The sequence below is a fragment of the Porphyromonas gulae DSM 15663 genome (assembly GCF_000378065.1).
GTDB lineage: Bacteria > Bacteroidota > Bacteroidia > Bacteroidales > Porphyromonadaceae > Porphyromonas > Porphyromonas gulae.
Window position 1 is genome coordinate 17,078 of record NZ_KB899153.1, and the last position, 21,790, is coordinate 38,867.

24 protein-coding genes, 2 tRNA genes and 1 pseudogene are annotated in these 21,790 nt (G+C 49.8%); 12 read left to right on the plus strand and 15 right to left on the minus strand.

Features of this window, described 5'->3' with window-relative positions; genetic code table 11:
• Positions 1-71: 71 nt before the first annotated feature.
• The 5 genes from F452_RS0103195 to F452_RS13225 all read left to right on the plus strand — a co-directional run bounded on the left by F452_RS0103195 (position 72) and on the right by F452_RS13225 (position 3,764).
• A complete protein-coding gene (locus tag F452_RS0103195; RefSeq protein ID WP_018964805.1) occupies positions 72-998 on the plus strand; it encodes a hydrogen peroxide-inducible genes activator in 927 nt (308 codons plus the stop codon).
• Between the two features lie 50 nt (positions 999-1,048).
• Positions 1,049-1,519, plus strand: coding sequence for a single-stranded DNA-binding protein (locus tag F452_RS0103200; protein ID WP_018964806.1), 471 nt, complete (start codon positions 1,049-1,051; stop codon positions 1,517-1,519).
• 17 nt (positions 1,520-1,536) lie between these two features.
• Positions 1,537-2,865, plus strand: a complete 1,329-nt coding sequence (gene gldE, locus F452_RS0103205) for a gliding motility-associated protein GldE (protein WP_026292146.1) — start codon at positions 1,537-1,539, stop codon at positions 2,863-2,865.
• A gap of 39 nt (positions 2,866-2,904) precedes the next feature.
• Entirely contained in the window at positions 2,905-3,501 is a 597-nt protein-coding gene (locus tag F452_RS0103210; RefSeq protein ID WP_018964808.1) for a 4'-phosphopantetheinyl transferase family protein, read from the plus strand.
• A gap of 131 nt (positions 3,502-3,632) precedes the next feature.
• Positions 3,633-3,764, plus strand: coding sequence for a DUF1661 domain-containing protein (locus F452_RS13225; protein ID WP_152567397.1), 132 nt, complete (start codon positions 3,633-3,635; stop codon positions 3,762-3,764).
• Between the two features lie 22 nt (positions 3,765-3,786).
• On the opposite strand, the gene F452_RS0103215 is transcribed toward F452_RS13225, so the two are convergent.
• Positions 3,787-4,713: a site-specific tyrosine recombinase gene (locus F452_RS0103215; protein WP_018964809.1), complete on the minus strand. Its 927-nt coding sequence runs from the start codon at positions 4,711-4,713 to the stop codon at positions 3,787-3,789.
• 116 nt (positions 4,714-4,829) lie between these two features.
• Between F452_RS0103215 and F452_RS0103220 the strand changes: the two genes are divergently transcribed.
• The 4 genes from F452_RS0103220 (at position 4,830) to tpx (ending at position 8,204) form a co-directional block, all read left to right on the plus strand.
• The gene (locus tag F452_RS0103220; protein ID WP_018964810.1) at positions 4,830-5,255 is read left to right on the plus strand and encodes a type II 3-dehydroquinate dehydratase; all 426 of its coding nucleotides are present in this window, start codon (positions 4,830-4,832) and stop codon (positions 5,253-5,255) included.
• A 305-nt stretch (positions 5,256-5,560) separates the two neighbouring features.
• Positions 5,561-6,982 carry a pyruvate kinase gene (gene pyk / locus F452_RS0103230; RefSeq protein WP_018964812.1) on the plus strand — a complete coding sequence of 474 codons (1,422 nt, stop codon included), beginning with the start codon at positions 5,561-5,563 and terminating at the stop codon, positions 6,980-6,982.
• A gap of 4 nt (positions 6,983-6,986) precedes the next feature.
• Positions 6,987-7,619 carry an O-methyltransferase gene (locus F452_RS0103235; RefSeq protein WP_018964813.1) on the plus strand — a complete coding sequence of 211 codons (633 nt, stop codon included), beginning with the start codon at positions 6,987-6,989 and terminating at the stop codon, positions 7,617-7,619.
• Between the two features lie 81 nt (positions 7,620-7,700).
• On the plus strand, positions 7,701-8,204 hold the full coding sequence (tpx, locus tag F452_RS0103240; protein ID WP_018964814.1) for a thiol peroxidase: 504 nt from the start codon (positions 7,701-7,703) through the stop codon (positions 8,202-8,204).
• A gap of 203 nt (positions 8,205-8,407) precedes the next feature.
• Here the strand turns inward: tpx and F452_RS0103245 are convergent, their stop codons facing one another.
• From F452_RS0103245 to F452_RS13230, 9 genes are all read right to left on the minus strand, one after another.
• On the minus strand, positions 8,408-8,899 hold the full coding sequence (locus tag F452_RS0103245; protein WP_018964815.1) for a nucleoside deaminase: 492 nt from the start codon (positions 8,897-8,899) through the stop codon (positions 8,408-8,410).
• A 32-nt stretch (positions 8,900-8,931) separates the two neighbouring features.
• Positions 8,932-9,795, minus strand: coding sequence for a CvfB family protein (locus tag F452_RS0103250; RefSeq protein ID WP_018964816.1), 864 nt, complete (start codon positions 9,793-9,795; stop codon positions 8,932-8,934).
• 9 nt (positions 9,796-9,804) lie between these two features.
• Positions 9,805-11,217, minus strand: a complete 1,413-nt coding sequence (locus tag F452_RS0103255) for a PDZ domain-containing protein (protein WP_230587916.1) — start codon at positions 11,215-11,217, stop codon at positions 9,805-9,807.
• A 40-nt stretch (positions 11,218-11,257) separates the two neighbouring features.
• On the minus strand, positions 11,258-11,740 hold the full coding sequence (locus F452_RS0103260; RefSeq protein WP_018964818.1) for a CinA family protein: 483 nt from the start codon (positions 11,738-11,740) through the stop codon (positions 11,258-11,260).
• A complete protein-coding gene (gene tsaD / locus F452_RS0103265) occupies positions 11,740-12,765 on the minus strand; it encodes a tRNA (adenosine(37)-N6)-threonylcarbamoyltransferase complex transferase subunit TsaD (RefSeq protein WP_018964819.1) in 1,026 nt (341 codons plus the stop codon). The genes F452_RS0103260 and tsaD overlap by 1 nt, the downstream gene beginning before the upstream one ends.
• A gap of 282 nt (positions 12,766-13,047) precedes the next feature.
• Positions 13,048-13,119: transfer RNA gene (locus F452_RS0103270), tRNA-Glu, on the minus strand.
• A 64-nt stretch (positions 13,120-13,183) separates the two neighbouring features.
• Positions 13,184-13,438 (minus strand): 30S ribosomal protein S20, encoded by a 255-nt coding sequence (gene rpsT / locus F452_RS0103275; protein WP_026292148.1) that lies wholly within the window; start codon positions 13,436-13,438, stop codon positions 13,184-13,186.
• A 29-nt stretch (positions 13,439-13,467) separates the two neighbouring features.
• A tRNA-Glu gene (locus F452_RS0103280) sits at positions 13,468-13,539 on the minus strand.
• A gap of 202 nt (positions 13,540-13,741) precedes the next feature.
• Positions 13,742-13,849: a DUF1661 domain-containing protein gene (locus F452_RS13230; protein WP_394358154.1), complete on the minus strand. Its 108-nt coding sequence runs from the start codon at positions 13,847-13,849 to the stop codon at positions 13,742-13,744.
• On the opposite strand from F452_RS13230, the gene F452_RS12635 reads away from it, so the two are divergent.
• A complete protein-coding gene (locus tag F452_RS12635) occupies positions 13,818-13,901 on the plus strand; it encodes a DUF1661 domain-containing protein (RefSeq protein ID WP_235317493.1) in 84 nt (27 codons plus the stop codon). The two genes, F452_RS13230 and F452_RS12635, sit on opposite strands and share 32 nt — an antisense overlap.
• A gap of 217 nt (positions 13,902-14,118) precedes the next feature.
• Here F452_RS12635 and rnr read toward each other — a convergent pair whose 3' ends face one another.
• The 5 genes and pseudogenes from rnr to F452_RS13235 form a co-directional block, all read right to left on the minus strand.
• Entirely contained in the window at positions 14,119-16,314 is a 2,196-nt protein-coding gene (gene rnr, locus F452_RS0103290; protein ID WP_018964821.1) for a ribonuclease R, read from the minus strand.
• 52 nt (positions 16,315-16,366) lie between these two features.
• Positions 16,367-17,878 (minus strand): GH3 auxin-responsive promoter family protein, encoded by a 1,512-nt coding sequence (locus F452_RS0103295; protein WP_018964822.1) that lies wholly within the window; start codon positions 17,876-17,878, stop codon positions 16,367-16,369.
• Positions 17,879-17,991: 113 nt separating this feature from the next.
• Positions 17,992-19,053: a leucine-rich repeat domain-containing protein gene (locus F452_RS0103300; RefSeq protein WP_018964823.1), complete on the minus strand. Its 1,062-nt coding sequence runs from the start codon at positions 19,051-19,053 to the stop codon at positions 17,992-17,994.
• Between the two features lie 15 nt (positions 19,054-19,068).
• Complete coding sequence (locus F452_RS0103305; protein WP_018964824.1) at positions 19,069-20,919, minus strand: ABC transporter ATP-binding protein; 1,851 nt, start codon at positions 20,917-20,919, stop codon at positions 19,069-19,071.
• A gap of 160 nt (positions 20,920-21,079) precedes the next feature.
• A pseudogene (locus F452_RS13235) lies at positions 21,080-21,139 on the minus strand (hypothetical protein); the annotation flags it as partial.
• A 1-nt stretch (position 21,140) separates the two neighbouring features.
• Between F452_RS13235 and F452_RS13240 the strand changes: the two are divergent.
• On the plus strand, positions 21,141-21,245 hold the full coding sequence (locus F452_RS13240) for a DUF1661 domain-containing protein (RefSeq protein WP_235318063.1): 105 nt from the start codon (positions 21,141-21,143) through the stop codon (positions 21,243-21,245).
• Positions 21,246-21,518: 273 nt separating this feature from the next.
• On the plus strand, positions 21,519-21,770 hold the full coding sequence (locus tag F452_RS0103310) for a hypothetical protein (RefSeq protein WP_018964825.1): 252 nt from the start codon (positions 21,519-21,521) through the stop codon (positions 21,768-21,770).
• Positions 21,771-21,790: the final 20 nt, after the last annotated feature.

The window sequence follows — 21,790 nt, forward strand, 5'->3', positions numbered from 1 at the left end:
ACATCGGAAGCTGTCCGGCTTCTGCCCGTATCGCAGATATTATTTTCCCTAATACAAAACAATCCTTCCCCATGAATATACAGCAGCTCGAATACATAGCCGCATTGGATAAGTTCCGACACTTTGCCAAAGCTGCAGATTACTGCAATGTGTCGCAGCCTACGCTCAGCACCATGATTCTCAAACTGGAGGAAGAACTTGGTGCTAAGCTTTTCGACAGGAGCCGACAGCCGATAGAGCCGACACCGATAGGTGCGCTTGTCATTTCACAAGCCAAGCAAATACTGTACGATCTTAACAGTATCACACGGATAATCGAGGAAGAGCAGCAATCGCTCACCGGCAGACTGAATATAGCCGTTTTGCCAACCATCGCGCCCTATCTCCTGCCTCGCGTCCTCCCGATCTGGAAAAAAGAGCTGGCAGGATTGGAAATACACGTCAGCGAAATGCAGACATCCCGTTGTCTGGCGTCCCTTCTGTCCGGAGATATAGATATGGCTATCATAGCCTCCAAGACCGAGACCGAAGGGCTTGAAGACGACTTGCTCTATTATGAGGAGTTTCTGGGGTATGTGTCGCGCTGTGAACCACTATTCGAGCAAGACGTAATTCGCACTACCGAGGTCGATCCTCATCGTCTTTGGTTGTTGGACGAAGGGCATTGCTTCAGAGATCAACTCATGCGTTTTTGTCAGATGAAAGGATTGCACGAACGTCAGACGGCATATTCCGGCGGTAGCATGGAAGCATTCATGCGACTGGTGGAGAGCGGTCAGGGAATTACGTTTATTCCACAACTGACCGTGGAGCAATTATCGCTTTCGCAGAAGGAGCTGGTGCGTCCGTTCGGTATACCTCGTCCGGTGAGGGAAGTCCGTCTGGCAGTGCGTCAGGATTATTCTCGCCAGAGACTGCGTGAGCAGTTGATTAGTTTGCTGCGTTCGGCCGTCCCATCGGATATGCACAAGTTGCAGACGGGACAGCATTTGGCTTGAACGAATCATATTTCCTATTTTTGTTTCGTTCACTTGGTTAGAAATTGCTCATGTCTCTGAATAAAGTCATTTTAATAGGCCGTACGGGCAAGGATCCCGAGATTCGGTATTTCGACAGCAATTCGGCTGTCGCAAACTTTTCGCTGGCTACTTCCGAGCGAGGCTACAAGCTGGCCAATGGTACTGAAGTGCCGGAGCGAACGGAATGGCACAATGTAGTTGCTTATCGTGAGTTGGCCATTTTTGCCGAGAAGTGGATCAAGAAAGGAAGTCTCCTGTATGTCGAAGGAAAGATCCGCTACCGCACGTATGTGGACAATACAGGAGTTCGCCGCCAAGTGACGGAAATCCTTGCCGAGAAAATCAACTTTTTTGAAAGCGGTTCCTCCAATCGAGACGAGAGCAGAACTTCACAGACATCTTCATCGACTCAAGATACGACGCCCCTTGCGTCTTCTTCATTCGTCCGTGATACGGCGAAAGAAGAAAGTTCGGAACCTCCGTCCGACCTTCCGTTCTAACCCAAATCAGATTTATTTTGGACTTACACCTTATTACTGATTTTTTTGAAGGGATTCGGGTCAATTCCATCGGTGCAGCAGCCATAGTGGCTTTCATTATCGACCTGCTTCTTCTTTGCTGTTCGGCCTTTATGTCCTCGTGTGAGGTCGCTTACTTCTCACTAAAGCCGATCGATCTGCAAAATATCCGCGAACGGAATCACTCTTCCGACATCTCGCTCTCCAATTTATTAGACAATTCGAATCAGCTATTGGCCACCATTCTGATCGGAAATAATGTCATCAACGTAGCTATCGTTATCCTTTCCAATTACGCCATCGAACAGACGTTCGATTTCTCTTCTCCCATCGTCGGTTTCCTTATCCAAACGATACTTCTGACCACGATCCTTTTGCTGTTCGGGGAGATCCTGCCGAAAGTGTATGCACGGAAAAATCCCCTGCAATACTCGCGCTTTTCTGCTGCGGCTATGTCCGTTATCTATAAGGTGTTGTCACCGTTTTCCAAATTGCTGGTCAAGAGTACCGGTATTGTTACCCGGAGTATCAGCAAGAAAAAATACGACATCTCCGTGGACGAACTGTCGAAAGCAGTGGCTCTCACTACCACCGAAGGGGAGCCGGAGGAGAAAGAAATGATCAACGAAATCATCAAATTCTATAACAAGACTGCCAGCGAGATCATGGTCCCGCGTATGGATATTGTGGATGTAGACCTGAGTTGGCCATTTCGTAAGATGCTGGACTTTGTCGTTTCGTCAGGCTACTCCAGGCTTCCTGTATCCGAGGGCTCGGAGGACAATATCAAAGGGGTGATTTACATCAAGGATCTTATTCCCCACATGGAGAAAGACGATGATTTCGATTGGCACCCTCTGATTCGCAAAGCATATTTTGTCCCCGAAAACAAACGTATAGACGACCTGCTCGAAGAGTTCAGAGCCAACAAGGTGCATGTCTCCATCGTTGTGGATGAGTTCGGGGGTACATGCGGACTGATCACGATGGAGGACATATTGGAAGAGATCGTCGGTGAGATTACCGACGAATACGACGAGGAAGAACTCCCCTTTAAGGTTTTGGGGGATGGCAGCTATCTTTTCGAAGGAAAGACGTCTCTCTCCGATGTTCGGCACTATCTCGACTTGCCGGAAAATGCTTTCGGAGAATTGGGGGATGAGGTCGATACGCTTAGTGGACTCTTCCTGGAGATCAAGCAGGAGCTGCCCCATGTAGGCGATACGGCGGCATACGAGCCGTTCCGTTTTCAGGTGACCCAAATGGACAAGCGTCGAATCATCGAAATCAAGATTTTCCCTTTTGAACGCACTTGGGAGACGGAATAGCCCCCCGTCCTCTCCTCTTTCGATTGGATCCTGTCCCGTATGCATTTGTTCCCCATCAACATCCCCGGTGTACTTGTCGGCCGCTTTGAAAAAGGCTCCGATAATAAGCGTGAGGATGAAAGGCAAAGGATCTCACTCCTCCTTCGACAGGTTTTTCCCCACGATACTCCGCCAATCGGACATCTGCCAAGTGGTAAGCCGGTACTCGACTCGGCACACAACATCAGTATCAGCCATACGGGTTCTTATGGAGCTATCTATGTGACACCGTCAAGCCTGATACCGGGCATCGACATTGAGATGCTATCGGATCGTGCTCTGCGAGTAGCCCCGCGCTTCATGAATGAGCGAGAGTACGAATGGCTGATGTCTGTGGATGAGGCGAGACGACGATTGCTTGCGACCATTATATGGAGTGCCAAAGAGACCGCATACAAAATTTTCAACCCCTCCGATGCCTCTCTCAAACGCTTTGATACAGCACTTCCCCCCGAATTGCCGAGCGAAAACACGCTGTTCCCTTTCGATCTGATCTATTCGGATTCGTTCGGCAGCGATATTCTCATTTCCGTTCAGGCCCTTTGCACTGACGAATTTGTCCTTACCTGTGCATGCCATTGCAGCCGTAGCCACTAACTCTCGAAGTCGGATTTAGGTCTCTCGGCCTCTCCGTTTCCATTTTACAGAAAAGAAAAATCGTGGGCTTCGGCCCCTTTATCCCTCTTCGTATTTTCGTTCCAAGAAACTGATGCGTATGGGGTGTAAAAATGAGGTCTGAGAATTTTTTCGCTCCGATTCGGGAACGAAAAAATTCTCGAACCAAAACGAAATTTTTTACGCGCGTGTTTTCAGCGATTCTTGAACCGCAATTCTCCCTTTTGTGGTTCGTCTTTTTCTGATGAAGCGGCCGGCTGAAATTTCTTATTGGTCAGCTTCGGAACCGGATCGACGGTAGGATTGATTGCGCGGATGGTAGGTCTCGATTTCATGTCGGAGCGTTTCTCTGTCGATATGGGTATAGATCTCCGTCGTGGCAATGCTCTCATGGCCAAGCATGAGCTGAATGGCCTGTAGATTAGCCCCCCCCTCGAGCAGATGGGTGGCAAAGCTGTGGCGGAATGTATGGGGACTGATACTCTTCGTTATGCCGGCTTCTTCTGCCAGCTTCTTGATCATGACGAAAACCATGATGCGGGAGATGGCTTTGCCACGATTGCTCAGAAACACGTACTCCTCCTGTCCACGAACAGGGGTCGGGCGTTCGGGATCGGACAGATACCGCTTCAGCTCGGTGATAGCAGCCTCGCTCATGGGTACGAGACGCTGTTTGCGTCCCTTGCCATCAATACGCAAGAACGATTCGTTGAGGAAGAGATTGCCGAATTTCAAAGAAGTCAGTTCGCTGACACGCAGGCCACAACTATAGAGTATTTCCAGAATGGCGCGATTGCGCCGGGCGAACTGAGCTGCCGGATCGATCGCTCCGATCAGCCGATCGATCTCTTCGATGGTCAATACCGTAGGCAGATGAACACCGATACGAGGGCCTTCGAGCAACTCGGTAGGATCCGCTTCGATATACTCTTCCAAAACGAGGAAGCGGAAGAAACTCTTGACACCGCTGATGATACGCGCTATCGAACGTGCACTGATGCCGAGGTCATACAATTCGGCTACGAAATGTTGAAGATTTTCATACGAAACCTCTCGAAAAGAGATGCCCTCAGCCGTGAGATAAGAGTCTAACTTGCTCAAATCCTTTAGGTAAGCATCTACGCTGTTGGGTGTCAGGTGAAGTTCCAGACTGAGGTAGGACTTATAACGCTTGGAAAGGCTATCTTCTATCATTGTCAAATATCTATACCTTTGTAGAGGTTGTGTGCAGACCTATGCACACGCCGAAAGGAGAGCTTGTGCCATAAGCCGTTTTTTATGGCTCTGCCTCCCAAAGATAAACAATCGTTATGAAGCTTATACACATTATCAATGGTCCCAATCTGGCGTCGCTGGGCAAGCGAGAACCGGAAATCTACGGCACCCGTCCGTTCGATGCTTATCTCGAAGATCTGCGAGGTCTTTATCCCGATGCTACCATCTCCTACTATCAGAGCAACCATGAGGGCGAACTGATCGATGCCCTTTACCGCGCCGAGCAAAGCGGTGCCGTGGGTGTAGTGCTCAATGCCGGTGGTTATACGCATACGTCCGTCGCCTTGCTGGATGCCATCCGAGCCATCGGCATTCCGGTAGTGGAGGTGCATATCAGTTCCATCTTTGCACGCGAGGAGTACCGCCGGCAGTCGATGATAGCACCGGCTTGTCGGGGAATCATATCAGGTTTTGGGTTGGAGAGCTACCGGTTGGCAGTAGATTTTTTGGTGAAAGAATAAACAATAGCTCTATGTTGGAAAAATTAGTTAGAAATCGAAAAATTGCGAAAAGTAAAAATTGTAGAGTCAAATATGGGAATCCGAAAGATTTTAAGACTTTACAAGTCCGCATTACTCATGAAGACACAGTCTACACGTGTGAAATAGATTCAGAAAAACTTTCAGTGGAAAAAGACTCGATACATTTCTATCCCAAGGTAATATCCGGAGAGTTGTTTATCCGGTGGGATCAAGAAACAGAAGAAAACATTAAGCTGATTTCTAAAGACTAATAAAATCAAACGCTGTATATAGTATTGTAACAGATGAAACAAACAAAAATAGTCGCCACCATTTCCGACCTTCGCTGTGATGTGGACTTTATCCGCTCCCTTTACGAAGCAGGCATCAACGTAGTCCGACTCAATTCGGCTCACATGAACGAGGAGGGTTTCGATCGTGTGATCGGCAATGTCCGTGCCGTTTCTCCTCACTTGGCGGTACTGATGGATACGAAAGGTCCGGAAGTACGCACGACCGTTTGTGACGAACCGATCGAATTTCATGCAGGCGACCGTATCCTGATCAAGCCTGATCCGGAGCAAAAAACGACACACGACTGTATATGCGTTTCCTACCCGCTCTTCGTACAAGATGTGGAGGTGGGCAGCCGCATATTGGTGGACGATGGCGATCTGGAAATCGAAGTGGTGGCCAAGAGTGCCGATGCTTTGGCCTGTGTATTGCTGAATGATGGCACACTCGGCAGCCGTAAGAGTGTAAACGTACCCGGCGTCCGGATCAATCTGCCTTCACTGACGGAAAAAGACAAGCAAAATATTCTGTACTCCATCCGCAAGGGGGTCGATTTCATCGCTCACTCCTTCGTCCGCAACAAACAGGACGTTCTGGACATTCAGCACATACTCGACAAGGAGGGAAGTGATATTAAGATTATTGCCAAGATAGAAAACCAGGAGGGGGTGGACAACATAGACGAAATCCTCGATGTGGCCTATGGTGTGATGATTGCACGTGGAGACCTCGGTATCGAAGTTCCCCAAGAGAAAATACCGGCCATCCAGCGCATGCTGATTCGCAAGTGTGTGGAGCGGAAATCTCCCGTGATCGTGGCTACACAGATGCTCCACTCGATGATCAAGAATCCTCGCCCTACACGAGCGGAAGTGACCGACGTAGCCAATGCGATCTACTACCGTACAGATGCCGTGATGCTCAGCGGCGAGACGGCTTACGGCAAATATCCGTTGGAAGCCGTGCGCACGATGAGTCGCATAATCGAAGAAGCGGAGAAAAACAAAATCGCAGCCAATGATATTCGTGTATCATACAATGCCGATGATGTTACCACTACGGCCTTTTTGGCCAAGCAGGCGGTGAAGAGTATTGCCAAGCTGGGAGTCAAAGCCATCATTACGGACTCCTTTACGGGCAGGACGGCTCGCTATCTGGCTGCATTCCGTGGGCGCGTTCCTGTCTATGCGATCTGCTATGAGGAGAAAATTATTCGCCAGTTGGCTCTTTCTTACGGGGTCATTACTGCCTTCGAATCGGCGACAGAAGAGCATCAGGAAGGACTCCGCGCAGCCCTGCTCCATCTCATAGACGGTCACTGCCTGATGCCGGAGGATATGGTGGCTTATATGCGTGGGCTGCGTGGGAAGGAAGGTTCTACGACTGCGCTGGAAATAGATCTGGTCAAGTATCTGATCTCGCGTGAACGCTAAGGGTATGACCATCGACGAATATATTGCGACACATACATCGGCCGAACCGCCCCTCCTGCAAAAGTTGGATCGGGATGCTCATCTGCACCTGATGCGTCCGCGGATGCTCTCCGGACACCTGCAGGGACGTTTCCTGTCGATGATCTCTCATCTGATGAGGCCACGCCGGATCTTGGAGATCGGCACCTATACCGGCTATGCCTCACTCTGCTTGGCTGAGGGATTGGCTCCGGACGGATTGCTCCACACGCTGGAGCGCGACGACGAGATGGAGGACTTCATCCGCCGCTATCTGGAGGCATCGGATTTGGGCGCGAAGATCGAATTGCACATCGGTGAGGCCTTGGATCTGCTACCGGACTTGGTCAAGAATGAATGCTTCGATCTGATTTATATGGATGCAGACAAGAGACAATACACCCTTTACTATGAAATGATCATAGACCACCTGCCTGCCGGAGCACTCATCTTGGCCGATAATACGCTTTGGGACGGTAAGGTGGTGGCCGAACCTCTTCCGACCGATAGCCAAACACAGGGTATCCTTCGCTTCAACGAAATGGTCATGCAGGATGAGCGGGTGGAGAACTTGATCGTTCCGATGCGCGACGGGCTGAGCATGATTCGTGTGCGATGAACAATAAGACGAACTCCTTGTTTTAGGAATAAAGATATGATTACAATGAGTCTAAAAATATTTCTAACAGCATTATCAGTTATGGCAACAGTAACATTACAAGGCAAAATCAACATCAATACGAACGGACAGCTCCCGGGCGTAGGTTCAGTAGCTCCCGACTTCAAAGCCGTGAAGGCTGACCTGAGCGAAGTATCGCTCTCGGAATTCAAAGGAAAAAGAGTGGTAATCAACATATTCCCCAGTATAGATACAGGTGTCTGTGCAGCCAGCGTACGCCGTTTCAATCAGGAAGCATCTTCTTTGGACAATACGGTAGTACTCTGTCTCTCCAAGGACCTGCCTTTTGCACAGGCTCGCTTCTGTGGTGCCGAAGGCTTGGACAAGGTTATTACCGTTTCAGCTTTCCGCTGCGACTGCTTCGAGAAGGGTTATGGTCTGCTGATGACCGATGGCCCTCTGAAAGGTCTCTTGGCTCGTGCCGTCGTTGTGGTGGACGAAAACGGCAAGATCATTTACGAAGAGCTTGTTCCCGAGATCACCCAAGAGCCGAATTATGAAGCTGCTATCGCTGCACTGAAGTAATTCCGCTCAAATACCAAATATATTGTCGGGGCTGTGTCCAATCTCATTGGCGCAGCCCCGATTCCATTTTCAGTATCTACCGAACAAACAAACGTTTCGATGCTCCTCTCTCTTTTATCACAAAAGAAAAAAGCCGGAGGGATGGCTGTAAATTGTGAAGAGGGAGGTCGGAGGAAACCTGAAATCAATGGGCCGGAAAGCCCTTAGTATTCGGTCTTATCCGTTTTTTCCGTCCAAAGACGAAAAGAATGGAGAGCTTCATCCCGCAGCATCGGGATGATCGGAGTGGAGCGGCTATCCAAAGGACGAGCCAACTCTTGATAGATAAAATCGTCATCGAATCCTATATCGGCAGCATCCTGCCGACCGTTACCATAGAAAATCCGATCTATGCGTGCCCAATAGATGGCTCCGAGGCACATCGGACACGGCTCGCATGAGGTATAAATGGTACATCCCGAAAGATCGAAAGAGCCGAGCCGCTTACAAGCCATACGAATACAATTCACTTCTGCATGCGCCGTGGGATCATTGTCGAGGGTCACACGATTGCTCGTTGCCGCAATGATCTCTCCATCTTTTACTATCACGGCACCAAAAGGACCACCGCCATTGGCAACGCTTTCGTCTGCCAATCGGATCGCTTCGCGCATCATCTCCTTATCTTGTTCCGTATGATTCATTGCATTGCGCATGTTTGATTGTTTGCTTCCGGCTGGTTGTTGGCTTATGCTTCGGGAGTAGATATGGTTTCGTTCAGATCTATTGACGTAGGAGTGAGCCTGATCAAACGGCGACGATAGAGCGTTCCGACAGCCATTTTGAACGTTTTCTTACTCATACCGGTATGTTCCAGAATTTCTTCGGGCGAACTCTTATCTCCAATGGGAAGCCGACCACCTCTTCTTCGGAGCATGTGTAGCAGTCGTTCGCTCTCGGAGTCGATACGGCCATAGCCTATCGGTTTGAGCGAGAGGTCGATTTTACCATCGTCGCGGAGGCGAATTACGTAAGCCTTCAGCTGTGCTCCGATCGCCAGAGGCATCGGCAACGTATCGGAATAGATCATCCCCCAGTGGGTATGATCCACGATCATGCGATAACCCGGATCGATTCGTTCGTAAACCAGTGCTGACACCTCGTCCCCGGGGGAGTAGGATGGGGGAATGTTGCCCAAATGTTTGGACAACTTCGCCGAGCCGACGATCTTGCCACTCACATGATCGATATAAGCATAGACGAAATAGCGTCCGCCTTCACGAATGAGCTGCATCTGTTCTCGAAAAGGAACGAAGAGATCCTTGTGTATGCCCCATTCCATATATGCCCCACTATCCGTGACAGAGACGGCACGCAGCAGAGCCACCTGTCCCACTTCGACAAGCGGTCGCATGGTGGTGGCTATGAGTCTGCCTTCATTGTCATGATAGACGAACACCTCCACTTCCACTCCGGGTGCGGCATTCGCCGGGAGATAGCGATTGGGCAACAAAATATCCGTATCGCCTCCATCGAGATATGCCCCGATGGATACGATACGGTCGATGGTCAGACGGCCTATGCGTCCGAGCCGGTATTTGCTTCGCTTCATCCGCAGGGATTACTCAAGCGTAACTGACGATTCGTCGCGCAGGACGGGTTGCACCAAAATGGATTCGGGCATACCATCGCGCTGCACCTGAAAGACGCACGAAGTAATCTGCTGGTCGTTCACGTACGAACGGAAGAAGAAGAGATAGGCAAAAGCCGGCTTGTATTTGGGCTGTGCCATTATGCGTGCAATCTTCTCGTAGTTCTTGGGTGACCAATAACGACAGCCGGCCAAACCATTGGCATCGGTGAAGATGTCCTCCTCGGTACGGTACTTCATGGTCTTTTTGATAAACTCTTTATAAGCAGCGGAATACTCCTCGGATCCGGACAAAGCAGGAATACCGTTGATGCTGATGATACGGTCTCCGGCTTTCAGCCCTGCCTTCGCTGCTGGAGAGTCGGGATCGACTGCTGCCACGAGCGAAAGATCATTGGCCTGATAGTACAGCCCCGTATAGAAGTAACGCTGACTCCGCAGACGGAACGTCGGGTTCTCACGATAGCGAATAAACGGGAACTCCATCATCATCAAAGGCACGTTGTATCGCGCATATTCCGCCAACCCCAAAGGTGAGGAAAGGAAATCATTCGACTCGCATTGCCAGAAGACTTGGAGGTTGTTCCTGGCGTTGATCAGCCGTACACCGAGCTGGATCACATAAGGAGCATTGATCTCCTGTGTACCGGCCGGCATAATGGGGATCGATATCATCTTCTTGTCACGCGGAGAATACTGCCAAGAATTATGAGGAGCGGAGCTATTGAATGAGGTAAAGAGCTTGTTGTTATCGAACAGATAATAACAATCGACGATTACATCGGGATTGTTCAGCGTCTCTTTCATTCCCATGGCGCTCAGATATTTGCCCACTTCCTTGTAGACAGCTATATCGATCTCCTCGTTGTCGGGCGAAGAAGCAGCGAAAGAGTATGTACGCAGATTGGTAAAGTCCGCTTTGGTCGATGTCTTGACTTTGTATGGACGCACGATACGGCGATCGCTGGCATCCTGCAAGCTGTAGAAGCTGAAAGAGCGTGCCAACTGACGTTCGGACAGAATATACCGAGACTGGCAGTCACGTCCTAAGGTGATTTGCTTGGTTCCCGACAGATTGGAGACCTCCAGTCGGGTCGTATTTCCACTGATCAGGAGCTTCTGAAAATCCACTTCGTCCAGCGACGCAGTAGATTTGCCGGCCACTTTCTCAATGACATCGCCGGGTTTGAGTCCTGCCACATCGGCAGCACTGCCCGGCTCTACCGTGATGATAACAGGCCTATTGGCACCCCAATGTTCGTTATAGCTGATTTGGTACTGCATACCGATGCGACAGACCTGATCGCTCCCCGTTGCGGACTGAGCCAAAGTCGCTGTTACTGAAAGCAATGCAGCGATTGCTACAGCAAATAAACGATTCATCTTCATTTCTGCTGATATTTTATTATTGGATTTATACCGGTCATAATTTGTTTTTACAGAGGTCAAATATAGTCAAAAGCACCTGATCGGTGGCCTGAGCGATGACCTCCTCACGAGTACCGCTAAGATGCAGGCAGTGTGCAAAAGTATCCTCACCGATGGCAAGACCGATCCAAACTGTGCCGACCGGTGCCCGATCCGAACCGCCCGAAGGTCCGGCTATTCCCGTAGTCGCAATTCCTATATCGGCATCAAGCAGACGACAAACACCCACAGCCATACTGCGTGCCACAGGCTCGCTGACCACTGTATGGCATTCAATATCGGCTTGGGACACTTCCAAAAGGCGTATTTTGATGTCGTTCTGATATGCCACGACCGAACCCCTGAAAAAAACCGAGGCTCCCGGGCAATGAGTTAGAGCCGAAGCAATAGCTCCTCCGGTACAACTCTCGGCAGTAGCCAATGTAAGACCTCGCTCTGTCAAGAGCTTCGCCAGTTCGGAAATAACGGGACTATCCATCAGATCGTGATGCGCGAGAATGGGACGGCATCGATGGGGCAGAAATCGCCCTGCAAGTACTTATAGTATCCGGAAATGGCTACCATGGCAGCATTGTCCGTCGTATAGGCGAATTTGGGGATGAATACAGTCCAGCCATAACGTCGGGCATGATCGTGAAAAGCATCGCGCAGTCCGGTATTGGCTGATACACCACCGGCCAAGGCCACTTGTTTGATGCCATGATCTTTGGCCGCTTGGCGAAGTTTCTTCGTCAAGATGTCTATGACCGTGTGCTGAAGAGAGGCACACAGATCGGCCTTGTTCTTTTCGACGAAGTCGGGATCTTCGGCCAATTTGTCGCGCAGAGTATAGAGGAAAGATGTCTTGAGTCCGCTGAAGCTGTAGTCGTAACCGGACACATGAGGACGGGCAAAGCGGAATGCATCGGGTTTGCCCTCGGAGGCCAACTTATTAACGATGGGGCCTCCGGGGTAACCCAGCCCCATCACCTTGGCACATTTGTCGAAAGCCTCTCCGGCTGCATCGTCGATCGTCTGTCCTATTACCTCCATGTCATAAGGAGAGCGAACCAGAATAATCTGGGAGTTGCCCCCCGAAACCAACAAGCACAGGAATGGGAAAGAGGGATGCTGCGACTCCTCACCCGGCTCACGAAGAAAGTTGGCCAGGACATGGGCATGAAGATGATTGACTTCCAGCATCGGAATGCCCAAGGAAAGAGACAATCCCTTGGCAAAGCTGGTGCCTACAAGGAGCGATCCCAGCAAACCCGGGCCACGGGTGAAAGCGATGGCATCAATTTCTTCTTTGCGAATGCCGGCACGTTTGATAGCCTCGCTCACCACCGGGACAATGTTCTGCTGATGCGCACGCGATGCCAGTTCGGGCACCACTCCCCCATAGGCATTGTGTACGGCCTGTCCTGCGATCACGTTGCTAAGCATCGTTTCGTTCCTGACCACGGCTGCTGAGGTGTCGTCACAGGAGCTTTCGATCCCCAATATGATAATGTCTTTCTTCATTGCTGTCTTTTGTCTTTTTTCTATCTGCAAAAGAACGAATAAAACCTTGTTTGAGCCAATTCTTCCTCCGAGTGTTGCTGTTTTTTCAATTAGTGACAAGGTACTGCCATGAGAAAACAAAGAGATAGAGGGATCCGAACCTTAGGAGTTACCTCTTTTAGAGGAAAATCCGACTGCTTCTAAGTTGAGTATAGACTGCCTGCAAAACGACTAAGGCTGTGTCATAAAGGGGATAATCCTTTGACACAGCCTTAGTATGGGAACTGCTATTCGTTCTGCGTGTAGCCCATAGGGGAATCGAACCCCTCTTTCAAGAATGAAAATCTTGCGTCCTAACCGATAGACGAATGGGCCAAACCGAGCCTGACACTCCTCTCCGCTTCGCAGACAAGTACGAGCGAGGGGGGAGAGTCTTCCCTTACGCTAATGTATTCATGCGGCGAGCGAGCTTTGACTTCAGATTGGCGGCTTTATTCTTGTGAATAATATTCTTGCCGGCCAAGCGATCAAGCATCGATGCCAATACGGGGTATTTCTTTTCAGCTTCAGTACGGTCCGTCAGTGCACGGAACGCTTTCACAGCATTACGAGCCGTACGGGCATAGTAACGATTGTGCAGTCTGCGCGCGTTTGTCTGACGAATTCGCTTTTCTGATGAAATATGATTTGCCATATCCTTCTCTTGTGATAATTTTAATTCTGTAGCCCATAGGGGAATCGAACCCCTCTTTCAAGAATGAAAATCTTGCGTCCTAACCGATAGACGAATGGGCCTCCGGATGATCTTAGCAAAGGACAAAAATCCGTTTTGCGTTTGCAAAGGTAGTATTAAATCTGAAATTGCCAAACGATTTTACTTCTGCACCATGTAAGTTTCTGCACTTTTGACTCTTCTTTTTCCATTGTCTCCTCCAAAAGCTCCTCACAAGATAATAGTTCGAAGAGGCTTACCGGCATTCTAAAAGTGTTCGATCCGTCAGGAAAAGACGAACCGCAAATCAGAAGAAAGTGGTTCCGGAAATTCTGAAAACACGCGCGTAAAAAATTTCGTTTTGGCTCGAGAACAAAAAAATTCTCGAACCAAAACGAAAAAAATCTCACGCCACGTTTTGCGGAGCCATACTCGACAAAATTGACGAACGTAAAAGCGTGCAAGACGAGTATGCTCCCTCTCGCCGTTTTTTGTATCGGAGGAGGTAGAGAGTTTGGTCAGAGGGTTTGGCCATCTAAACCAAACAGCTTGGGCACAGAGAACTAAGATCGATGGAGATATTGCCTTACTTTTTGAGTATGACCATGCCACCGAATTCGGCGAAGACAAGGGTCTGCAAGTGGATGGTCTCGCAGGATCGCTTAGCCTACGGGTTCGAAGTCGAGTTGCTTTCTGTCCAGATTGGCCTGAGCAACGCGTACGGTGATGGCATCGCCCAGACTGTAGCGATGACGATAGCGACGCCCGATGAGGCAGAAGTTCTTGTCGTCGTATTCGTAGTAGTCATCATCGAGACAGCGGATGGGTATAAGGCCTTCGCACATATTTTCCTTCAGTTCTACGTACAACCCCCACTCGGTAACGCCCGATATTACACCATCGAATACTTTGCCGAGGTGTTCGGACATAAACTCCACCTGTTTGTATTTGATGGAAGCGCGTTCGGCCGAGGCTGCCAGTTGCTCCATTGCCGATGAATGCTTGCACTTTTCCTCATAGTCATTCTTGTCTACGGAACTTCCTCCCGAAAGGTATTTCGTCAGCAGTCGATGCACCATCAAGTCCGGATAGCGGCGAATGGGCGAAGTGAAGTGGGTATAAAAATCGAATGCCAATCCGTAGTGGCCGATGTTGTCCGTTGAGTAGATGGCCTTGGCCATGGAGCGTATGGCGACGGTAGAGATCAGATTTTCCTCGGGCTTGTTTTGGATGTTGTCCAGAAGAGAATTGATGCTCTTGCTTACCTCCACATTGCTGCCTGTAGTGCGCAGCTTATAGCCGAATCGGCGGATGAAGTCCGACAAGGTCTCCAGCCTGTCGGGATCGGGCAGGTCGTGGATACGATAAACAAAGGTCTTGGCTCGTTTCCCTTGGGTCTCGTCACCTATATGTCGGGCTACCGTCCTGTTGGCCAGAAGCATGAACTCTTCGATCAGCTTGTTGGCTTCCTTGCTTTCCTTGACCACTACACCCAGAGGACGACCTTTCTCGTCTATTTCGAAGCGGACTTCTTTTCTTTCGAAAGCAATCGCTCCGTTTTGGAATCGTTCTTCACGAAGTCGCTGTGCCAGCTCATTGAGTTTGAGAATGGCCTCTTTGCAGTCGCCTTCGCCGGTCTCGATCACGGCCTGTGCCTCTTCGTAGGCGAACCGGCGGTCGCTCTTGATCACGGAGCGACAGATGCGATACTCCAATACCTTGGCTTCATCATTCATCTGGAATATGCAGCTATAGGCATATTTCTCTTCGTCGGGACGGAGGGAACAAAGGTCGTTGCAGAGGCGTTCGGGGAGCATCGGGATGGTGCGATCCACGAGATAGATACTCGTGGCGCGGTTGTATGCTTCCTGATCGATGATGTCGCCCTCAGTGACGTAGTGCGAGACATCCGCGATATGTACGCCCACCTCGTAGCAATCATCCTCTAGCGGACGGAACGATAGGGCGTCATCGAAGTCCTTGGCATCCTTCGGGTCGATGGTGAAGGTGAGTACGGACCGAAAATCTTCTCTTCGCGCCAGTTCTTCTTCTGTGATCTTGCCATCCAGACGGTCGGCTGCCTCTTCCACCTCTTGGGGGTAGATATAGGGCAATCCGAACTCGGCCAGAATGGCATTCATCTCGGCATCGTTGTCTCCGGCCGGTCCCAACACGGCTTGTACCTCTCCGATGGGATTCTTGGATTGCTCCGGCCATTCGAGTATTCGGGCTATTACCTTATCGCCGTTTTTCGCATTGCCGAGGTTGTCCTTGGGGATGAAAATGTCATTGGCTAAGGTGCGATCTTCCGTAACAAGGAAAGCGAAGTCTCGATTGATTTGGATCTTGCCGACGAAAGTGGCCTGCTTCTGTTCGATGATCTCGATCACGGCGGCTTCCGGCGCACGGCCACGGCGTTTGGCAAAGAGTTGTACTTTCACTTTGTCGCCGTCCATGGCATGTGCCGAATTTCTTTCGGCAATGAAAATGGGCGTTCCACCTCCTTCGGGAATAAATGAATTGCGGCCATTGAACCGACGCTCGAAGGTGCCTATGACAATCAATCCCAAGGCATTGTACCGATAGCGTCCGCGTTCTATCTCATGCAGAATGTCGTCCACAGCCATGTCCTCCATCAGGGAGTTCACCATTAGCTTTTGCGGCGTGGCTTCTATTCCCATCAGATGGCTTACCTGCTTGTAGTTCATCACGCTCTGAGGATTGCTTTGGAATACGCCCAAAATGGCATTGCGCATTTCCTCCTTGGTCATGCGTTTGTTCCTGCGGCTGGCGCGGTTGATGCGAGGAGCGTCTCCCTTGCGAGCTTTACTCTTGCTTTTATCTTTCCTTTTACTCATTGATTCTTTTGTTCGGAAACACCTCCCCCTGCCAATAATCGGGAAGATGCGATTAACTGTTCATTTCGAGGATAGACCTCATTATTTCCGGTGTATTGCTCAGACGAGGCACTTTGTGCTGTCCTCCCAGCTTGCCCTGCTCTGCAAGCCAATCATGGAAGAGACCGGGGCGAGCGATCGTCAAGGAGAGTGGGAGCAAAGTCATGTCTGCATATCGCTTGGCTTCGTAGTCGGAATTGAGCGTTTGCAGTTCGGCGTCCAACGCTTGGGCAAACGCATTCGGATCAGCCGGTGCAGAGACAAATTCGATCAGCCAGTCGTGCCACCCCTTACCCTCCTCCGGGAAAAAGTGGGGTGCTGCCGTATAGTCCACTGCCTGCACGCCGAATCGCTTGCATGTCGTCGCCAATGCTTTGTCGCTATTGTGTACCATCAGCTCTTCTCCGAATGCGTTGATGTAGTGCTTGGTGCGACCGGTGATGACTATTTTGTATGGTTTGACCGAGGTGAAGCGTACGGTGTCGCCCAATACATAACGGTAGAGTCCGCCGAGCGTGCTGATGATCATAGCGTAGTTACGCCCTTTTTCCACCCCTTCGAGTGGGATGGCTTCCGCCTCGGGCTGGCCGAAATGCTCCATTGGGATGAATTCGTAGTAAACTCCGTAATCGAGCATCAGTAGCATGCCGCTATCCGTCGGATCATCCTGAATACCGAAGAAACCTTCCGAAGCGTTGTACGTCTCCATATACTGCATCCGCGAAGAAGGTATCAGCTTCTCATACTGCTCTCGATAGGGCGCGAAACTGATGCCGCCGTGGAAGAATACTTCCAACTCCGGCCATACATCCGACAAAGTCTCTCGGCCTGTAGCTGCGAGTACTTCCTTGATCAGGACAAGGATCCAAGACGGTACGCCGGACAAGCTCCCGACCCGTGCATGTACCACTTCGCGAACTACGGCTTTCAGCTTCTCCGTCCACTCATCCATCAGGAGCGTCTCTTTCGAGGGCACCCGTATGCTGTTGCCGAGCGCAGGCATATTCTCGACAAGGATGGCACTCAAGTCGCCAACTTGTATGTCGGCATTCATGGATACAGGGGCGTGACTGCCACCCAGTACCAAACCTTTCGTCGTGAAGAAACGACTGTCAGGTCTGTTGCGTAGGTACAGCCATAAGGAGTCTTTCCCCCCTTGATAATGGCAATAGTGCAGATAGCGATATGGAACGGGGATGAACTTGCTTTTGCTATTGGTGGTCCCACTGCTTTTGGCAAACCATGTACAACGCCCCGGGCAGAGCACATCCTTTTCGCCGCGAAGCATCTGTTCTATTTCGGCTTGTGTCGACTCGTAGTCACGCACAGGTACATTGCGAGCAAAACTCTCCTTCGAACTGATACGACTGAAGCCGTAGCGGATGCCGGTGGATGTGTAGGCTGCACTCGACAGGATGCGCTTGAGCTGTCGGTCTTGTATCTCTTCTGCTCGGGAGGCATAGGTGTCGATGGTTTTCAACCTGCTTTTCGATAAGGCATATATGATGCGAGTCTTGTAGTCCATCAGTCTCCGTTTCTTTACAAAAGTATCATTTCTTTTTTCGAAAGCGGTCTCTTGTCTCAGGCGTCACAATCCGCAAAAGAATACAAGTGAAGAGAGGTATAAAGTATTGACTTTCAATTTTTCAAAAGACTCTCTGCTCCATAAAACTGAGGCCATTGGTTGTATTCAACGAGCCAATGCCGTTCTTTTAGAATTGCTATTTGAGCATCTGTACAGACATTGCCTTCCTTCGGATCATTCAACGTTTTAATCCAAATAACGCCATTATTATCAGTAATCGGTATACTATTTACCAACGTATCCATACCTTCTCCCGATATTTGGTTATTATAGCAAACAACAAATGATAATAGGTTTGCATCCGGATTAAAGAGTAAGGTCTCGATACTATTCTGAGAACAATTGAGTTCCGTCAAACTCTTCGTGGCGGAGACATCCAAATGTTTCAGATTATTTTGGCTGCACTTGATTACTTGTAAGTGTTTATTATTGCTTAGATCCAAATGAGTAAGTGCATTATCGTCACAGGCCAGCTCGCTAAGTAGAGGATTTTTGTCCACGGACAATTCCTTCAACCTATTATGTGAACAAAAAAGAGTCTCCAAAGCACTGTTATTGCTGACATTGATCTTTTCAATCGAATTTCCCTCACAAAAAAGTCTTTTCAAGGCCTTGAGGTTACTTACATCCAGTTTGGACAATGCATTCCCAGAACAGTGTAGCGTTTCCAAATCAGGAGTATTATTGAGATTTAATGACTTCAGATAATTGCCGTAGCAAACCAATGTGAGCAAACCTGAGGACCGGCTAAGATCAATATCGGTAATTTTATTAAGCGAACAATCCAATCCTTGCACACGTCCATAGATAGTAATAGTGGGATTAACGACATCATACCATTTATATCCATATAGGGTGATTATTCCATATGTTACTAGCATCCCCGGCTCTATTTTTTCTTCCGGCTGACATATGCGGTCACCATTGATGTCTACCCATACATCATCATCCATTGTCTCAATGGTAAGGTGGATTTTCTCTCCGGGTTTGATTGCTGTAGTAAGAGTGATGCGAGGGGTGCCACTGTATGGATCCGGTTCTTCATTCTTGCATGAAAAAAATAGCGGGAGCAGTGCCAGCGCTACCAGCAGTTGTGAAAATTTTTTCATCATCATTCTTTTGTTGATTATTTATTCTGCATTCATATCGCATAGCTTTGTGTAGTATCCGCCCAGGGCGTACAGCTCATCGTGGCGTCCTTGCTCCACGATACGCCCCTCATGCAGCACACATATAATATCCGCATTGCGGATCGTGGTCAGTCGGTGCGCTATGACGATAGCCGTTCTATTGGCCATCAGCTTTTCGATGGCATTCTGTACCAAACGTTCGCTTTCCGTATCGAGTGCGGACGTGGCCTCATCCAGAATCAAAATCGGTGGATTCTTCAAAATAGCTCGGGCGATGCTGATCCGTTGCCGCTGGCCTCCCGACAGCTTGCCTCCGCGGTCGCCGATGTTGGACTGATAACCCTCGGGCATCTGCATGATGAAGTCGTGCGCATTGGCTATGTGTGCTGCATGCTCTACCTCTTCGGCCGTGGCATTCTCTTTGCCGAAGGCAATGTTGTTGAAGACGGTATCGTTGAAAAGGATTGCTTCCTGATTGACGTTGCCGATCAGCTCACGCAACTCGCGCAGTTTTACGTCCCGCACATCCGTCCCGTCTACCAGCACACGCCCTTGCTGGATGTCGTAGAACCGTGGCAGCAAATCCACGATCGTACTCTTGCCCGATCCGCTCTGACCGACCAGTGCCACCGTTTTCCCTTTGGGAATCGTCAGACATACATCGCGCAGCACCCAGTCCTCACCATAGCGGAACCACACATGGTCATAAACGACCGCCTCTTCGAACACGACGGGGTGGGGTTGTTCGGGATCTTTGATGTCGTTCTCGGCCATCAGTATCTTGTCCACACGCGACATGGAGGCCAAGCCCTTTTCGATGGCGTAGGATGCCTTGCTCAGCTCCTTGACCGGATTGATCAGACTATAGAAGATGACCAGATAATATATGAAGGTGGAAGCATCGATATCGCTCGTATTGTTCAGAATAAGCGTGCCCCCATACCAGAGTACGATGGCTATGGTAGCCGTGCCGAGAAATTCGCTCATCGGGTGTGCCAACTGCTGGCGGCGGAAGACCTTCATCGTCGTACGGCGAAACTGCTCGTTGGCACGATGGAAGCGATCCTGCATCTTCTTCTCGGCATTGAATGCCTTGATGATACGCAGGCCGCCAAGCGTCTCTTCTATCTGGCTCATCAGGCCTCCCCATTGATTCTGCCCTTCCAGACTCTTACGCTTGAGTGTCTTGCCCACCTTGCCCATCAGCCCTCCGGCTATTGGCAGGAGGATGAAAACGAAAAGGGTGAGCTGCCAGCTGATCAGGATCATCCCGATCAGGTAGATGGAAATGAGGATCGGATTTTTCAGCAACATATCCAGCGAACTGATCACGGAAGTCTCTATCTCATTCACATCGCCCGATATGCGTGCCATGATATCGCCTTTGCGCTCTTCGCTGAAAAAGGAAAGGGGGAGTCCGAGGATCTTATCGTTGATCTGATTGCGAATATCCCGCACCACACCCGTACGAAGCGGAATCATGCTGTAGAATCCGAGGTACATCGAAGCCACTTTCAGGAAGGTCATCACCACCAGATAGATGCCCAGCATGATAAGCGTAAACGATGCTCCACGTACCTCTATAAGCTGGCTTACGTACCAGCTGAAATTATTGCTCAGAGCGGCTCCGGCAGCTTTCCACCCATCCATGCTGCTCCAGTCTATCCCATCCATCGGCATGTAAGTGGTCACCTGGCGGTCTATCCGGAAGAGGATGCGCAGGATGGGCATGATCAGAGAGAAAGACAATAGGTTGAGCAGTGCACTCAGCGTATTGGCCACCACGCTCCATGCCACATACTTTTTATAGGGTGGCACGAAACGGCGTATAGCACTGAAAAAATGCTTCATAATAATCGGGCGGTTGCAGCTAAAATCTCCGAAAGATACGTGTTTTTGGGGAAAGACGGCTCCCCGAGCTGTGTCCCGCAGGGCACTTCCATGCGAGCTTTGGATCGGCTTTGGAAAGGGGAAAAAGAGCAGAAAGGGGTTATTTGCCTCTCTGATATTTTTACATCTGAAAAAATCTCCATGCGTGGATCGTAAAAACGTGGCGCGGGAAGTTTTTCGTTTTGGCGCGTAAACGGAAGAATTCTCGCGCCGGAACGAAAAAGTTTTGGCACCATTTTTCGGATAAACAGGGACGAGAAATGGACGAATTTTGGCTCGTAAAATGAGGAACGATTCCAAGCCCGAAGGATGAGAAAGAGCGACTTCCCGGCGGCCTTTGCATCCGTTTCCTATGGCTGATGTCAGCCTTTCTTGTTCAAGGACGGCTGTAGCCGCCCACCTGCTCCCCAACAGTAATCTGCTGATGCATGCTATACGGGGAGATTCTCTTGAGAGACATTTTTTTGCAGTTAGAGCTTTGAAAATGAAGTCTCTTTCTAAATGAAAAACCTACCTTTACAGACGAAACGTTTCGGGGATAATATGATGTAAAAGAGGGAATGAAAAGAATCAATATCACCATCGGCTTTCTCTTTATATACTTCGTAGTGATGTCCGTATTGGGATACCCGCGCGAAAGGATAGCTCCGGACGGTACCGACCGGCTGGTAACGTATCTGTTGGTTTGCGCTTTGGAGCTGGTCGTACTCATCTTGTTGCGGTGGGTATTGATACGGCGATACAAGATGCGCGAGCGTCGCCGGCACGATATGGAACAGTATGCCCGATACGATGAAAAACCCGACGAATAGTCACCTAACGCTACAATGAA

What these genes read in the sequence shown, in the direction of transcription:
- F452_RS13225 (WP_152567397.1), top strand. Translation starts at nt 3,633, where the DNA reads ATGAGGTCTGAGAATTTTTTCGCTCCGATTCGGGAACGAAAAAATTCT.
- rpsT (WP_026292148.1), bottom strand. Translation starts at nt 13,438, where the DNA reads ATGGCAAATCATATTTCATCAGAAAAGCGAATTCGTCAGACAAACGCG.
- tpx (WP_018964814.1), top strand. Translation starts at nt 7,701, where the DNA reads ATGGCAACAGTAACATTACAAGGCAAAATCAACATCAATACGAACGGA.
- F452_RS0103250 (WP_018964816.1), bottom strand. Translation starts at nt 9,795, where the DNA reads ATGAAGCGAAGCAAATACCGGCTCGGACGCATAGGCCGTCTGACCATC.
- F452_RS0103295 (WP_018964822.1), bottom strand. Translation starts at nt 17,878, where the DNA reads ATGGACTACAAGACTCGCATCATATATGCCTTATCGAAAAGCAGGTTG.
- F452_RS0103210 (WP_018964808.1), top strand. Translation starts at nt 2,905, where the DNA reads ATGCATTTGTTCCCCATCAACATCCCCGGTGTACTTGTCGGCCGCTTT.
- F452_RS0103300 (WP_018964823.1), bottom strand. Translation starts at nt 19,053, where the DNA reads ATGATGATGAAAAAATTTTCACAACTGCTGGTAGCGCTGGCACTGCTC.
- F452_RS0103195 (WP_018964805.1), top strand. Translation starts at nt 72, where the DNA reads ATGAATATACAGCAGCTCGAATACATAGCCGCATTGGATAAGTTCCGA.
- F452_RS0103220 (WP_018964810.1), top strand. Translation starts at nt 4,830, where the DNA reads ATGAAGCTTATACACATTATCAATGGTCCCAATCTGGCGTCGCTGGGC.
- F452_RS0103310 (WP_018964825.1), top strand. Translation starts at nt 21,519, where the DNA reads ATGAAAAGAATCAATATCACCATCGGCTTTCTCTTTATATACTTCGTA.
- rnr (WP_018964821.1), bottom strand. Translation starts at nt 16,314, where the DNA reads ATGAGTAAAAGGAAAGATAAAAGCAAGAGTAAAGCTCGCAAGGGAGAC.
- tsaD (WP_018964819.1), bottom strand. Translation starts at nt 12,765, where the DNA reads ATGAAGAAAGACATTATCATATTGGGGATCGAAAGCTCCTGTGACGAC.
- F452_RS0103200 (WP_018964806.1), top strand. Translation starts at nt 1,049, where the DNA reads ATGTCTCTGAATAAAGTCATTTTAATAGGCCGTACGGGCAAGGATCCC.
- F452_RS0103255 (WP_230587916.1), bottom strand. Translation starts at nt 11,217, where the DNA reads ATGAATCGTTTATTTGCTGTAGCAATCGCTGCATTGCTTTCAGTAACA.
- pyk (WP_018964812.1), top strand. Translation starts at nt 5,561, where the DNA reads ATGAAACAAACAAAAATAGTCGCCACCATTTCCGACCTTCGCTGTGAT.
- F452_RS0103215 (WP_018964809.1), bottom strand. Translation starts at nt 4,713, where the DNA reads ATGATAGAAGATAGCCTTTCCAAGCGTTATAAGTCCTACCTCAGTCTG.
- F452_RS0103245 (WP_018964815.1), bottom strand. Translation starts at nt 8,899, where the DNA reads ATGCGCAATGCAATGAATCATACGGAACAAGATAAGGAGATGATGCGC.
- F452_RS0103235 (WP_018964813.1), top strand. Translation starts at nt 6,987, where the DNA reads ATGACCATCGACGAATATATTGCGACACATACATCGGCCGAACCGCCC.
- F452_RS0103305 (WP_018964824.1), bottom strand. Translation starts at nt 20,919, where the DNA reads ATGAAGCATTTTTTCAGTGCTATACGCCGTTTCGTGCCACCCTATAAA.
- F452_RS0103260 (WP_018964818.1), bottom strand. Translation starts at nt 11,740, where the DNA reads ATGGATAGTCCCGTTATTTCCGAACTGGCGAAGCTCTTGACAGAGCGA.